Annotated in this window: 12 protein-coding genes and 1 other annotated feature; of the genes, 3 read left to right on the top strand and 9 right to left on the bottom strand. The window is 32.4% G+C overall.

Annotated elements, in window-relative coordinates; all coding sequences use genetic code 11:
• Positions 1 to 72: 72 nt before the first annotated feature.
• The 7 genes from DW1_RS03685 to DW1_RS03655 form a co-directional block, all read right to left on the bottom strand.
• Complete coding sequence (locus DW1_RS03685) at positions 73 to 2,388, bottom strand: xanthine dehydrogenase family protein molybdopterin-binding subunit (protein ID WP_074349279.1); 2,316 nt, start codon at positions 2,386 to 2,388, stop codon at positions 73 to 75.
• A 26-nt stretch (positions 2,389 to 2,414) separates the two neighbouring features.
• Positions 2,415 to 2,876: a (2Fe-2S)-binding protein gene (locus tag DW1_RS03680; protein WP_074349278.1), complete on the bottom strand. Its 462-nt coding sequence runs from the start codon at positions 2,874 to 2,876 to the stop codon at positions 2,415 to 2,417.
• A 16-nt stretch (positions 2,877 to 2,892) separates the two neighbouring features.
• A complete protein-coding gene (locus DW1_RS03675; protein WP_074349277.1) occupies positions 2,893 to 3,729 on the bottom strand; it encodes an FAD binding domain-containing protein in 837 nt (278 codons plus the stop codon).
• A gap of 192 nt (positions 3,730 to 3,921) precedes the next feature.
• Positions 3,922 to 5,556 (bottom strand): methyl-accepting chemotaxis protein, encoded by a 1,635-nt coding sequence (locus DW1_RS03670; RefSeq protein ID WP_074349276.1) that lies wholly within the window; start codon positions 5,554 to 5,556, stop codon positions 3,922 to 3,924.
• Between the two features lie 457 nt (positions 5,557 to 6,013).
• A complete protein-coding gene (locus tag DW1_RS03665) occupies positions 6,014 to 6,298 on the bottom strand; it encodes a transposase (protein ID WP_074349275.1) in 285 nt (94 codons plus the stop codon).
• Positions 6,299 to 6,506: 208 nt separating this feature from the next.
• Positions 6,507 to 9,614, bottom strand: a complete 3,108-nt coding sequence (ileS, locus tag DW1_RS03660) for an isoleucine--tRNA ligase (protein WP_074349274.1) — start codon at positions 9,612 to 9,614, stop codon at positions 6,507 to 6,509.
• A gap of 283 nt (positions 9,615 to 9,897) precedes the next feature.
• Positions 9,898 to 10,117: a binding site (T-box leader), on the bottom strand.
• Between the two features lie 78 nt (positions 10,118 to 10,195).
• Positions 10,196 to 10,936 carry an HAD family hydrolase gene (locus DW1_RS03655; protein ID WP_074349273.1) on the bottom strand — a complete coding sequence of 247 codons (741 nt, stop codon included), beginning with the start codon at positions 10,934 to 10,936 and terminating at the stop codon, positions 10,196 to 10,198.
• 255 nt (positions 10,937 to 11,191) lie between these two features.
• Here DW1_RS03655 and DW1_RS15890 point away from each other — a divergent pair, with 255 nt between their 5' ends.
• The gene (locus DW1_RS15890; RefSeq protein ID WP_278335718.1) at positions 11,192 to 11,320 is read left to right on the top strand and encodes a hypothetical protein; all 129 of its coding nucleotides are present in this window, start codon (positions 11,192 to 11,194) and stop codon (positions 11,318 to 11,320) included.
• A gap of 22 nt (positions 11,321 to 11,342) precedes the next feature.
• Positions 11,343 to 11,474 (top strand): hypothetical protein, encoded by a 132-nt coding sequence (locus DW1_RS15885; RefSeq protein WP_278335717.1) that lies wholly within the window; start codon positions 11,343 to 11,345, stop codon positions 11,472 to 11,474.
• A 68-nt stretch (positions 11,475 to 11,542) separates the two neighbouring features.
• Here DW1_RS15885 and DW1_RS03650 read toward each other — a convergent pair whose 3' ends face one another.
• Together DW1_RS03650 and DW1_RS03645 are read right to left on the bottom strand one after the other, a co-directional pair.
• Positions 11,543 to 11,728, bottom strand: coding sequence for a hypothetical protein (locus tag DW1_RS03650; RefSeq protein ID WP_074349272.1), 186 nt, complete (start codon positions 11,726 to 11,728; stop codon positions 11,543 to 11,545).
• 282 nt (positions 11,729 to 12,010) lie between these two features.
• Entirely contained in the window at positions 12,011 to 12,274 is a 264-nt protein-coding gene (locus DW1_RS03645) for a hypothetical protein (RefSeq protein WP_074349271.1), read from the bottom strand.
• A gap of 223 nt (positions 12,275 to 12,497) precedes the next feature.
• On the opposite strand from DW1_RS03645, the gene DW1_RS03640 reads away from it, so the two are divergent.
• Positions 12,498 to 14,129, top strand: a complete 1,632-nt coding sequence (locus DW1_RS03640; protein WP_074349270.1) for an MBL fold metallo-hydrolase RNA specificity domain-containing protein — start codon at positions 12,498 to 12,500, stop codon at positions 14,127 to 14,129.
• Positions 14,130 to 14,146: the final 17 nt, after the last annotated feature.

Genomic DNA, 14,146 nt, shown 5'->3' with positions numbered 1-14,146 from the left:
TTTACAATGTACTCACCTGATAACTCTCTTAATACAGGTGAGCACATATATTTGATAATTATGGTAATCATTTTAATTATTCTCTTTTTCCTTTAAGGCTTTCAATACTCTCTCTGGAGTTAAAGGTGCTTGATGAATTCTTACTCCTAGTGCATTATATAGTGCATTTGCCACAGCAGGAGCTGATGGTATCATTGCAGGTTCTGCAATTCCCCTTGCCCCAAATGGTCCATCATGTTGCTCATTTTCTACAAATTTAACTATCATTTCAGGCATATCTCCTATAGTTGGTATCTTATAGTCCATGAATGATTGATTCAAGAACTTACCTTTATCTAGTTTTATTTCCTCAAATAATGCTGATCCAAGACCTTGAACTATAGCGCCTTCGATTTGTCCTTCTATTAATGTTGGATTGATTACCTTTCCTACATCCCAGCATGATGCTACCTTTAGAACTTTTATATGTCCTGTTTCTGTATCAACTTCTATCTCTACTGCATTTGCTCCATATGTCCAAAATGCTACAGGATTGTCTCCTTGTCCTGTTTCTATATCAAAGTCCTTAACATTCTCTGGTATGAATGAGCCTCTTCCTATAATTGGGCCATGAACTCCCGAACCATCTGGCATTGTAAGACCTAATGCTAATTCAGCATATGAAACCTTCTTATCTGGATATTGAGTGGACACTACATACCCGTTTTCCAGTTTTAAATCTCTAGGATATATTGATAGCTTAATACTTGCTAGCTCTATTAACTGTTTCTTTATATCTTCTGCTGCCTTTAGTACAGCATTACCTGCACAGAAAGTAATTCTACTAGCAACTGTTTGCCACTCGTAAGGTGTATTTGCTGTATCGCCAGTATTTATTGTTATCTTTTCTGGTGCTAATGACAATGCTTCCGCAGCTATTTGTGTTAGTGTAGTATCAGAACCTTGGCCAATATCCTGAGCACTTACTGAAAGATAAGCTGTCCCATCTTCATTTAATCTGATAATAGCTGAAGAAGCTACATTATTTGGCATTGATGGAGCCTTCATTCCACATGCGATACCCTTTGCTCTAACCTTCCTTGGATCACTAGGCTGTTCTGATGGTGTATAATAATCAATATCTTTAACAACAGTATCTATACATTCTACAAATCCACAATTTTCATACACTGGTGCATTTGTAGCTGTTCTTCCACCTGGTTTATGTGCATTTAATTTTCTAAATTCTACTGGATCCATTCCTATTGCATTAGCCACTGTATCCATGTTTTGCTCTATACAGAAGTGAATTTCAGCCATTCCAAATCCTCTATATGGACCTCCTACTGGGTGATTTGTATATACACAATACGAATCACCATGAATATTTGGAACTTCATAAGGACCTGCCATTGCAAACCCTGCTGATTTTGCAATATTCACACCATATTCTGTATATGCACCGCCATCCCAAACGAATTCAACATTCATAGCAATAATCTTTCCATCTTTAGTTACGCCTGTTTTGAATTTTGAGTGCATTGCTTGTCTTACATATGAGTTAGCAAACTCATCCTCTCTAGAATAAGTTAACTTAACAGGTCTTCCCGTTCTCATAGATAGTGGTATAACTATACCTTCTAGTGTTGTACCAGCTTTTGCTCCGAATCCTCCACCTATTGCTGGTGAAATGACTCTTAGCTTGTTTAGAGGTATTTCAAATGCAGATGATAGTGCTGCTCTAACTGCATATGGAGATTGACAGCTTGCCCATACTGTCAAACTACCATCTCTATCGTACTTAGCTATTGCAACGTGGTTTTCTATAGGACAGTGCTGAATGTGTGGAACGTAAAACTCAGATTCTAATATATAGTCTGCTTGTTTAAATGCATCTTCAGCATTACCCTTTCTCAACTTAAAATGCTCACTAATATTTGTTCCTGGTATCGTATGAAATATTGGAGCATGTGTATAGCTTCCGAGTTCTGGATGCACAAGTGGTGCTCCTGGCTTCATACCTTCTAAGGCATTTGTTACTGGCTCTAATTCTTCGTATTCTACTTCTATAAGTCTAACTGCTTCTTCTGCTATTTCTATTGTTTCAGCTGCTACGGCTGCTACAGCTTCTCCCCTATATCTAACCTTGTCAACAGCAAGGAATGTCTTATCCGCTAGATATAATCCCACTCTCTTTGGAAAATCCTTTCCTACTGTTATTGCTTTTACTCCAGGCAATTTTTCAGCTTTGCTTATGTCTATATTTATTATATTTGCATGTGGGTATGGACTTCTTTTAACAGCTGCATAAAGCATTCCTGGCATTTTCATGTCATCAACATATTTTAAATCTCCAGTTACTTTCTTGATACCGTCTACTCTCTCAAGTCTTTGACCTACATATTTCATATTACACCCCCCTTTACAAATACTCTCTATTTTTCTACTACTGCCATTATAGCTTCAAGAATTTTTTTATATCCTGTACATCTGCAAAGGTTGCCACTAAGAGCTTCTTTTATCTGCTCTTCTGTTGGATTAGGATTCTCATTTAATAATCCCTTTGCTGCCATTATCATTCCAGGAGTACAGTATCCACACTGTAATGCTCCATGAGTGATAAATGAAGCTTGTAGTTTATCTAACTCTGTTCCATTTGATAATCCTTCTATAGTCAAAATATCCCTTCCATCAGCATCTACTGCTAATACAAGACAAGCATTTACTGGTTTTCCATCTAATAATATAGTGCAAGCTCCACATTCCCCTTGTCCACAACCTTCTTTAGCTCCAGTAAGGTCAAAGTCTTCTCTTAACATTCTAAGAAGGGTTTTATTTGTCTCAACTTCATGTTCAACTCTCTCATTATTTAAAGTAAAGCTTACTTTATATTTCATGGGCCTTCACCTCCTATTAAGCTCTTAGTTCTTCCAGACTTCTACGAACCATTACTCTAACCATTTCTAATCTATATTCCCTAGATGCTCTAACATCATCTATGGGTTTAGCTTCTGATGCTGCCATATCTGCAACTTTGTTAATAACATCATCTGTAAGCTCTGCAACCTTTGCAAGTTTTTCGGCTTCCCAAGCTCTTATTGGAGTTGGAGCTACTGCTCCCATTGCTATTCTTATTTCATTTCCTATTTTTACTACTGTAGTACATACTGTAGATAAGTCTACATCTTTTCTTCTGGAGTTTTTAGTGAATACTCCCCTTAAATCTTTATAAACAGGTATCTTGATCCCAGTAACTATCTCACCATGAGTTAAGCAAGTCTTTCTAACACCTTTAAAAAAATCATGAATAGATACTTCTCTTTCACCATTTGTTCCATAAATACAAACTACAGCATCTAATGCTAATAATGGAGTTGAAGTGTCTGCAAGTGGTGATGCATTTACATTGTTCCCTGCCATAGTAGCAAGGTTTCTAACTTGTCCAGAACCCACTGATTCAGCTGCATCTGCTAAAAAACTATAATTTTCGACAACGGCTCTATTATGTGCCATGTCGCTTAATTTAACACAAGCACCTACAAAAAGTCCTTCTTTTTCATCGTAATTTATTTTATGTAATTCCTTTATTCCTTTGATATCAACTATCACATCAGGTGTAGTTAGATTTTCTCTCATTCTTACAACTAAATCTGTACCTCCATTTAATATATGGGAGTTTTCTCCATGAGCTATAAGTAATTCACTTGCTTCTTTTAATGTTTGTGGTTTGAAAAATTTAAAAGACTTCATTGTATCACCTCCATATAATATAGGAAAAACAATGTTTAAGACTTACCTAACAATTAAACAAAGACATTGTCTCTATGAAAACGTTTTTTTATTCACTCAATTATAACATTATTTGAATTGTCGAAATTTTATAAATTGACTTAACTTTAAGATTTTTTTTTGGTAACAATTAATAATCAGACTTAGTAAAAGCTATTCTATTGCATATTGCCCTCTAAAATCCTTCAAATCATCAATATGAAGCCCTACTTGTACGATACCTGTCTTACCTTTTTTGGAAACTCCTGCAAATTTAAAGTATTCACCATCTATGTCCCTAATTTTCATCTCTTGACACACCTTTAAGCTTGGGTCTAATAGTATTTTATAAAAATCATAGGCTTGTGTAGTTGGATCATTGGAAATTTTAAAGCCTATACCATTGGGATTGTTACAGTATTCAGTTACTCCTTGGGAATCAGTAATATAAAATTCCGATATACCCGTTTTCTTAGAAAGTTCTACGAGGAATGAATTAGTAATCACCCCTTTTGCTTCTAGCTCTGCTACTTTCTCACAAGCTTCTATCAGTTCCCTGTTTATTTCATTCTCAAATGTTTTAGTAAACTCATTAAAATTAATGGCTATTTCAGTAATTCTATTAGATGTTTCCATACTTTCCTTTTCCATTTGAACTTGGGCAGAAATATTATTATCTATACCCTTAATCGTTTTATTTAACTCACTTATAAAACTTGCGGCATTTTCTACATTTATTGCTAGTGACTCAGTTGCTTTATTTTGTTGTTCTATATTTTTTGAAATATCATTTATAAAGCCAGCCATTTCATTGATTTTATATGTTATTTCTTTCAGATTTTTACTCGCATTGATACTTTTTTCCCTGATTTCAATTGATTTTTTCGTACCATCCTTTATTTCTTCTATAACCTTTCCTATATTTAAATCAATAAGAGAAACATTTTCTTTTATCTCAGCTGTTATCTTTGCACTTTCTTCAGCTAATTTTTTTATTTCCTCTGCCACTACAGAAAAACCTTTTCCTGATTCGCCTGCTCTGGCAGCTTCTATAGATGCATTTAAAGACAATAGGTTTGTTTGAGCAGCTATATCAGAAATTAAATCACTCATTTTAAAAATCGAACCTAAATGAGTTTTAAGCATATCTATTTCTTCGGATGCCTTAGACATTATATATTCTATCTTTGCAAAATCTTCTAAAGTTCTCTCTATTTCACTGCTATCCTCTATCATTCTATCTGCAGATTCATAAGTAACTGCACTGAATTTCATAGCATTCTCTGTGATTTCTGTATTTGAACTCAGTAATTCTTCAGCTATAGCTGCATTTTCCGCTGTGTCTTCTGTAGCCTTAGTTGAACCAAAATCTATAGTTTCAATCGCTCTCGATATTTCATTTATGCTTTCTAGAGTTGAATTAGTATTTCTTTGAAGTATCTCAGCATAATCACCTATCTTGACTCTAGAATATAAAACATTATAAAGCCAGCTTTGCATTTGAACTCTTAGTTCATTCATAGCTTCTTTTATTTCTTTATGATGAGGTGACTTAACATTTTCCTTGAACTCTACAAGAAAGTTCCCTTTAACATACTCTTTTAAAATCCTAGTTACCTCATCAATTAAAGTATAGTTTCTGCCAACTTTTACTATATATACACCCCATATCATCAGCATAATTACAGAAGATGCGATAATTTTTGTCAATTGGCTTGAGTTATTTTCACTTAATAAAGTAATTGATAATGCATTAAAAACTAAATTCGATAATAAAGCCATGTAAAAAAACTTTTTTTCTTTAATCATCTAACTAGCCTCCTTACAAAAAATAACATGCACGATTTAGTATAAATTTTCCAACCAATCCTGCATGTCCAAGTGTATATTTGAAGTTAATTGCATTCTATATTGTCTGGATACTCAATATGCACGCAATTCTATTTAATGTGAAATTCTACTTTTTTCTATTATCACCTTTGTCATTCTTTTACAAATAGCCTTGTGTAGTTCGATAAATTGTTGTTATTATATAACATATTGTTATATAACAAAAAAATAGATCATTTATTAAAACTATATAAGAAATAGTACAAATAGCATAAGTATATTTATGTTAATAAAAAATTGATGTGAAGATAAGAAAAGCATGATATTAGAAAACAACAAAAGAGAATATTTTCTAAATTAATGATGATAGATTACCTATAATTAGCATCTAAAATATCTGATGATACGAATAAAAGCTTAAATACTCTAAAAACTGTTATTCGCTAAAATTATATTTAACAGATAAGTCCAGCTGTAAATATTTGCCTGAGGTATACTCCTCTATCACTGCTAACTTAAAATCTTTGCTATATGAACGTTGTTTATTTGATGTTTCAAAAACACTAGATCCGTGTTCTTTGTATCTTAGATACCATTTTCGAACAGTTTCTTCATGAGCTCCAATTTCTTTAGCAATATCATTAAGGCTAATATTGCCTCCTTCATAATCTAGACAAGCTTTTATTTTTATTTCTTTACTAAATTTTGATTTGCTTCCCATAAAAAATACCTCCAAGTAGATAATCTAATTCTAATTAATTAGTTTGTCTACTTTAGAAATACATATCACTCAATTCCACCCCAACTATTGACAAAGAGCCAAAAAAAGAAGACATATTATACATGTATAGTATGTCTTCTCTTTTTCTTTTCAATATTTTTTCAAATTAGGTCTTGATAATTAAATCCTATTCCTTCTGCTTATAATTTCATTGAACTTTTTCAAGCATTATACCAGTTTCGTGATCATTAAGATTCTGTTTTTCAAAGCTGCTATCACTTACTCTTTCGATATTAATTGCCAATGTTTCCTTCTTGATATACTCTTCATGAACACTGACTGCTTTAGCTATGTCATCATCCCCATCATAGAAGATTTTAATATTATCCATCATTTCATATCCATTGTTTTTTCTCATTTGTTGTACTTTTGATATGAGCTCTCTTGCAAAGCCTTCGTTTATAAGTTCTTCTGTTAGTGTGGTATCTAGAATTACAAAATGGTTGTTTTCCATAGCTACTGTGAAGCCTTCTTTTGCAGTTATGGTAACTGTTACTAAGTCCTTTGTAACTTCAAAATCTTCTCCTCCAAGGTTTACTACTACTTTCTCTCCACTTTCTATTTTTGGAGCTACTACTGAACCATCTAACTGTGATAAAGCCTTGCCAAAGTCTTTAATTTTCGGTCCCAATATAGGACCTGCTACTCTAAAGTTTGGTTTCAAGCTAAAGTTCATGTATTCATTTAAGTTCTTTGCAAATACTACTTCCTTGACATTTAACTCTTCTTTCATTAACGGCACCAGGTCTCCAATTTCGGCTTCATGCTTTCCATCTATTAGAACTTTCCCAATTGGTTGTCTCACTTTTATCTTCACAGATTCTCTAGCAGCTCTTCCTAGTCCTACTAAATCTCTTACAAGATCCATCTTATGCTCTATCTTCTTATCTATATGAGCTTCATTTACTACAGGATAGTCACTTAGATGAACTGAAAGTTCTCCAGTTAGATTTCTATAGATTTCTTCTGATAGATATGGAGCAAATGGGGCTATCATTTGAGATATTCCAACTAATATTTCATACGTCGTATTGTAGACAGCCTTTTTGTCTTCAGTTAGTTCTGTTTCCCAGAATCTTCTTCTAGAACGTCTTATATACCAGTTAGATAGGTCTTCATTTGCAAAGTCTTGGATTCTTCTAACAGCTTTTGTTAAGTCATAGTCTTCTAAATCCTCTTCTACTGCTTTTAATAAGCTGTTATACTTAGATATAATCCATCTATCTAGTTCAGGTCTATCTGAAACTTCTACATAAAAGTCCTTTGGATTTACTTCATCTGTGTTAGCATAGAGTGTAAAGAAATTATATACATTTTTTATAGTCCCAAAGAACTTACTTAATACTTCTTTTAAACCATCTTCGTCAAATTTAGTTGGTGTCCATGCAGGAGATACATAAAGTAGGTACCATCTCAGTGCATCTGCACCATATTTGTCAAATAACTCAAAAGGATCTACTGTATTTCCCCTAGACTTGGACATTTTCTTTCCTTCTTTGTCTAGGATTAGGTCATTTACTAGAACTCTCTTGTAAGGAGCTTTTCCTGTTACAAATGTAGATATAGCTAATAATGAGTAAAACCAACCTCTTGTCTGGTCAATACCCTCACATATAAAGTCTGCTGGGAATAATTCTCCAAAGAATCCTTCCTTATTTTCAAATGGATAATGGTGTTGCGCAAAAGGCATTGAACCACTGTCAAACCAACAATCTATAACGTCAGTAACCCTTGTCATAGAACTACCACATTTATCACATTTAATATGAACATCATCAACATATGGTCTGTGAAGCTCTATATTTTCATCTATATCTTCTATAGCTCTCTCCGCTAACTCTTTTCTAGAGCCTATACTTTCTGTATGACCACATTCACATCTCCATATATTTAGCGGGGTTCCCCAGTATCTACTTCTCGATATAGCCCAATCATTAAGGTTCTCAAGCCAGTTTCCAAATCTCTTTTCACCTACATAATCAGGGTACCATTCTACAGTATTGTTATTAGCTATGAGCTGGTCTTTAAGTTTTGTCATCTCTATATACCAGCTTGGTTTAGCATAGTATAATAGTGGTGTTTTACATCTCCAGCAGTGAGGATAGTTGTGAGCAATTTTTTCCTTCTTAAACAGCTTACCTTCAGCATGAAGCCATTTGATGATTTCTATATCAGCATCCATTACAAACATACCCTTCCAAGGCGTATCTATATATTTACCATCTTCATTTACAGGCTGTAACACTGGAAGGTCATATCTTCTACCTGTATTATAGTCGTCTTCTCCAAAAGCAGGAGCAGTGTGAACTATACCAGTACCATCTTCTGTAGTTACATAGTCAGCTACAGTTACAAAGAACGCCTTCTTATCAGCTTTTACAAATGGCATCAGCTGCTCGTACTCAATATATTCTAGGTCCTTTCCTTTCAGTTCTTCTAATACTTCAAAGTCTTGGTCTCCAAATACTCTCTTAGATAAAGTCTTTTCAACATAATATACTGTTCCATCTGATTTAACCTTTAGATATGTGGCATCTGGACTTACTGTAAGAGCTACGTTTGAAGCTAGAGTCCAAGGTGTAGTAGTCCATACTAAGAAATACTCGTCTGCGTCCTTTCTTTTAAATTTAACTATTACTGTGTTTGATTTTATCTCTTCATAGCCTTGAGCTACCTCATGTGAAGCCAATCCTGTACCACATCTTGAACAATATGGCAGTATTTTATGTCCTTCATAGATTAATCCTTCTTTAAAGAACTTATCTAGTATCCACCATACAGTTTCGATATAATTGTTGTCTAATGTAATATAAGGATTGTCTAGGTCTATTTCATATGCCATTCTCTTAGTCATTTCTCTCCAAAGGCTTTCGTAGGTAAATACTGATTCTCTACATTTTTCATTAAATTCTGCTATCCCATAATTTTCAATATCATGCTTGTCTTTAAGCTTTAATTGCTTTTCTACTTCAATCTCAACAGGAAGTCCATGAGTGTCCCATCCAGCCTTTCTCTTTACTTGATAACCCTTCATTGTTTTGTATCTGCATACTGAATCCTTTAATGTTCTTGATATAACGTGATGAATTCCAGGTCTACCATTAGCTGTAGGAGGTCCTTCGAAAAAAATAAAAGGCTTATTACCATTACGATTTTCTACTGTTTTAGTTAAGATATCAATATCATTCCAAAAGTCAGATATTTGCTTTTCGTTTTCAGATACTGATAAATTAGATAGCTCTTTAAACTTTTGCATATTTGTCACCCTTTCTTCTAATTAAAATCACTAATATATTGAATACAATAAAAATATTAAGCGAACATCAGATTTAATACTATAATTACAGTTCTTAACGAATGTAGGCAAAAAAACTACTAGAGAATCACACTAAGGTAAAGTCAGTAACGCTGATATGAGGAATTTAACCAAATCAAAGATTCTCATAACTCCATTTACCGAAGTAAGTTTACATGTTATAGTATTTATTACCGATATGGGTTTAAAGTTATTCAATCAAAAAATCCCTAAGTCGCAAAGACCTAGGGACGATTGTTTACCGTGTTACCACCCAAATTATAGGAAAGTAATACTCTCCTATCACTCATTATAATTTAACGCATATTACGTAATGCTTTACTTTAGTTCAAGCATTAAGCTCTGAGGTGATTTTCATAAAAGGCTTCGCAATAATCTCTCACCTAGTGATTATTTCTCTGTATACTACTTCCCTTTACTACTGTCCTCTTCATAGCTTTTGATATATAGTTGTTGTCTATTATCTTTATTTATAATATCAATATTTAATAATATACCATATTATCAATTTTTGTCAAGGTTTAATCATAATAACCACTTAGAGTTTCTGTATTGGAATTCAGCTTATAGACTATATCCTTTCTTTCCACTATTATCTGTGCTCTTTTTGAAAGGTCAGGATCATTCCTTATAGATTCAAAAAGATTTTTATTTGGATTAATAGCTATAGGATTTCCTACCATTTTAAGCATAGAAAAATCTCCTTGGGTGTCTCCATAAGCAAAACTTTTTTCTAAATCTACATCGTATTTCTTTACAAATTCATCTAAGGTCTTCTGCTTATTATCCGAATCCCACATTTTAATAATTTCCCCAGTAAAATTATTATTTTCATCTACTACATATGTTGTTCCTCTAAACTCAGTTGCACCATATTTTTCTGCCATTTTAGATACTAAAAAATCAGGACTTCCAGATATGAAAAATATTTTATGTCCTTCTTTTTTATGCCAAGCAATTCTTGTTCTTGCATACTTATATACTTTATCTCCATTAATATTTATAACCTGGTTTGCAATAAATTCTGTATTTGCTTTATTAACACCCTTTAACTCCTTTAGATATACATCTGCTAGTTCTTCTAAATAATCTTCATAATCACCATATCTTTTTTCCCATTCATCATAAGTGTGTTTAATTCTACTATGCCAAATATATGGATCTATAACTTCATACTTTATTAACTTTTTAAAATGTTGAATCATCAGTGAATTCCTGTAGATAGTTCCATCTATATCAAAAAAAGCCGCTATATTACCCATTAAAATCACCCCTTTGTTTAGATTAAATACTATAATTATATTCTGATAATCACAAAAAAGCAACTGAATATTATAACATATATACCCATATCCCCAAAATATATCTCTAGAAAAAGTCCATTATAATATTTCTTACCAATTAAATAGATACTATTCAAAAAAACTTAACTTCTTTTTCACCAAAAAAACTACATCACATATAATGTATTAACAACATAAATATGTTTAATTATTTAGTATAAAGGAGGTACTTTTATGACAGAAGCTACTAGTAAACAAGGTTGTGGTTTTTTTGGTGGAGATATTATATGGTGGATTATAATAATCCTAATTATCTGCCTATGCTTCTCTGGTTCTAGTTGTGGTGGTTTTGGCAAATATTAATTAAAATAAGGAGGTTGTATTTATGGTAGAAGCTAATTGGAAAGATGGTTGCAGAGGAGATCAAGGTAGTGAACTATTGTTCTTCTTCATACTACTAGTAATTATATTCTGTTCATGTGGATTTGGTGGCGGCAAAGGATTTGGCAAATATTAAATAGAACAGTAATCACTTTCTAAATTACATCTTAATCAAATGAACACTAAAAATAGAGAAAGAGGTGTCTAAAAAGACATCTCCTTCTCTATTTTATCTTCAATTAGCTCTTTAGCTCTAGTGCATCCCCCACATGACCAGTTACAGTTACTATTTTTGCAATAGCACTCTCCATCTAAATAGTATAAATCCGCTCCGCATTTAGGACAAAAAGCAGTACAATGCTTAAATTCCTTAGAATTGTCTTTTTTCATAAAAACGCCCCCTCTTGTGAAAAATTTATCCATATTATAATTATATCTATATTCTAAGTGAAAGTGAATGTAAATTTCGAATAATTATTAAAAATTCATATAGAAAATAGAAATATTTTTTATATGATTTTATCCCTTGTTATTTATGAAGCTAAAGTATTAAAGTATATAATTAAATAAAAAATCCTCATTCCTAAAAATAACATAGAGGCACTATATCTACATGGACTCCTTTATACTTCTTTATATTTTATAAGTATTATACAGTCTAAAAAAAGTTACTTATTGTATATTATTGTCAGTCTCTTGTTTTCGAATTATTGTATTCATGTCTTTTCGCATTAAAGATGATGTGTTCATGGCTGATAATATGAAACTTTTCTTAAAGCTTCTTATTTGACCTTTTCTTAAATCAATAGCTTTTATGATATCACCTTCTATCTTTATAACCTTAATTCTTCTTTTAGTTATTTCCATACCCTTCATATATATAATGTCTATAGCTCTATGATTCTCTAAAGAGTAATTGATGACATAGTCTATCATAATATCACTCCCTATATGTTTCATTAACTATATTATATCAGAACATATGTTCTGTGTAAAGCAAAAATTAATGAACAGATTTATCTAGTCATAATAGAGTCAGTTGACTTACTATTCTAATAAAAGTATGAATGATAATAAAATATCTCATTGTGATATGCAATATGATATAATAGATACAATACTTGAAATCCTCAAACAATTCCATGAAAGGGGGACAAAAATGAAAATTCAATTTCTAGGAGCTGCTAGGGTAGTGACAGGTTCTTGTTTCTTATTAACTACTGAAAAAAGTAAAATATTAATAGATTGTGGGTTATTTCAAGGTAGTAGTAGTCTTGAAAAACTTAATTATGAAGAGTTTCCGTTTAATCCTGCAGATATAGACTTTCTAATATTGAGCCATGCTCATATTGACCATAGTGGTAGAATCCCTAAGTTAGTAAAAGAAGGTTTTGAAGGAAAAATAATATCCACTAAGGCAACTAGCGATTTATGTGAGATAATGCTTGTAGATAGTGGTCATATTCAAGAATCTGATGCAAAGTGGGAAAATAAAAAGAGAAAAAGAGCCGGTAAACCATTAGTGGAACCCTTATATACTGTCAAAGATGCCACCGCAAGTCTAAGGTATTTTAAACCTGTATTATATGAGCAAAAAATTGAATTAAATGATGAAATAGCTGTTAGATTTAAGGATGCTGGCCATATTTTAGGCTCCTCTATAGTAGAGCTTTGGGTAAAAGAAAAAAATAGGACTGTTAAGATTGTATTTTCTGGTGACCTAGGATTGCCTAACAAACCTATTCTAAAGAATCCTAAGCTTGTTGAAGATGCTGACTACCTTATTATTGAATCTACTTATGGTAATAGGATACATGAAAACTTAGAGGATAGGGTCCACAAGCTTACTGATATTATAAATACCACTGTTACTAGAGGAGGTTCTGTCATAATCCCATCATTTGCAGTAGGTAGAACCCAAGAGTTAATTTATGAACTAAATAAGTATTATGAGTATAATGATAACATAGAAGAATTTATGAAAATCCCAATATACATTGATAGTCCTATGGCTGTATCTGCTACAGAAGTTTTCCAAAACAACTCTGATTGCTTTGACGAAGAAGCAAAAAGATTGATATTAAATGGAGATAATCCATTTGAATTTCCAAACCTTTACTATATTAGAACACAAGAGGATTCAATGAGATTAAACACCTATGAATTTCCTAAAGTTATTATTTCTGCCAGTGGAATGTGTACTGCAGGTAGAATACGGCATCACCTTAAATACAACCTTTGGAAAAAATTAAATAGTATTGTCTTTGTAGGATATCAGGCAGAAGGTACATTAGGAAGAATAATTAAAGATGGAGCAAAAAAGGTTAAACTATTAGGAGATGAAATAGCTGTAGAAGCTGAGATTTATAGTGTTGAAGGTTTTTCAGGTCATACTGATAAAAAAGGACTTATAAACTGGATAAAGGGTTTTAAGAAAATACCTTCTAATATTTTCATAGTTCATGGCGAAAAAGAGTCGGCTTTAGGATTAGCACAAGCTATAGAAGATAACTTTAATATTAAACCAGTAATACCTAATATGAATTCTGTATATGAATTAGATACCAGTATTTTAGAAGATACTCAGTATGATATGGTAGAGACTATTAAGCTTAAGGATGATATTAAAGAAGAATTACAAAGGGTATATGACCAGTTTGAAGGACTTATATCAAAGACTGGTAAAATCATTGATGATAAAACCTTAAATGAGGACTATGATTCTATTAAAAATAATCTTATTGAGCTTCAGAAAAAGCTTATGGATTTAAATATTATAGTTAGTGAATAAATACTTATGGCGCCTTA

This window comes from Proteiniborus sp. DW1 (genome assembly GCF_900095305.1).
GTDB lineage: Bacteria > Bacillota > Clostridia > Tissierellales > Proteiniboraceae > Proteiniborus.
This window is presented reverse-complemented; position numbering and strand designations above follow the sequence as displayed.

Excerpts from the sequence above, each read along its gene's own strand:
- DW1_RS03685 (WP_074349279.1), bottom strand. The coding sequence starts at position 2,388 with ATGAAATATGTAGGTCAAAGACTTGAGAGAGTAGACGGTATCAAGAAA.
- DW1_RS03680 (WP_074349278.1), bottom strand. The coding sequence starts at position 2,876 with ATGAAATATAAAGTAAGCTTTACTTTAAATAATGAGAGAGTTGAACAT.
- DW1_RS03675 (WP_074349277.1), bottom strand. The coding sequence starts at position 3,729 with ATGAAGTCTTTTAAATTTTTCAAACCACAAACATTAAAAGAAGCAAGT.
- DW1_RS03670 (WP_074349276.1), bottom strand. The coding sequence starts at position 5,556 with ATGATTAAAGAAAAAAAGTTTTTTTACATGGCTTTATTATCGAATTTA.
- DW1_RS03665 (WP_074349275.1), bottom strand. The coding sequence starts at position 6,298 with ATGGGAAGCAAATCAAAATTTAGTAAAGAAATAAAAATAAAAGCTTGT.
- ileS (WP_074349274.1), bottom strand. The coding sequence starts at position 9,614 with ATGCAAAAGTTTAAAGAGCTATCTAATTTATCAGTATCTGAAAACGAA.
- DW1_RS03655 (WP_074349273.1), bottom strand. The coding sequence starts at position 10,936 with ATGGGTAATATAGCGGCTTTTTTTGATATAGATGGAACTATCTACAGG.
- DW1_RS15890 (WP_278335718.1), top strand. The coding sequence starts at position 11,192 with ATGACAGAAGCTACTAGTAAACAAGGTTGTGGTTTTTTTGGTGGAGAT.
- DW1_RS15885 (WP_278335717.1), top strand. The coding sequence starts at position 11,343 with ATGGTAGAAGCTAATTGGAAAGATGGTTGCAGAGGAGATCAAGGTAGT.
- DW1_RS03650 (WP_074349272.1), bottom strand. The coding sequence starts at position 11,728 with ATGAAAAAAGACAATTCTAAGGAATTTAAGCATTGTACTGCTTTTTGT.
- DW1_RS03645 (WP_074349271.1), bottom strand. The coding sequence starts at position 12,274 with ATGATAGACTATGTCATCAATTACTCTTTAGAGAATCATAGAGCTATA.
- DW1_RS03640 (WP_074349270.1), top strand. The coding sequence starts at position 12,498 with ATGAAAATTCAATTTCTAGGAGCTGCTAGGGTAGTGACAGGTTCTTGT.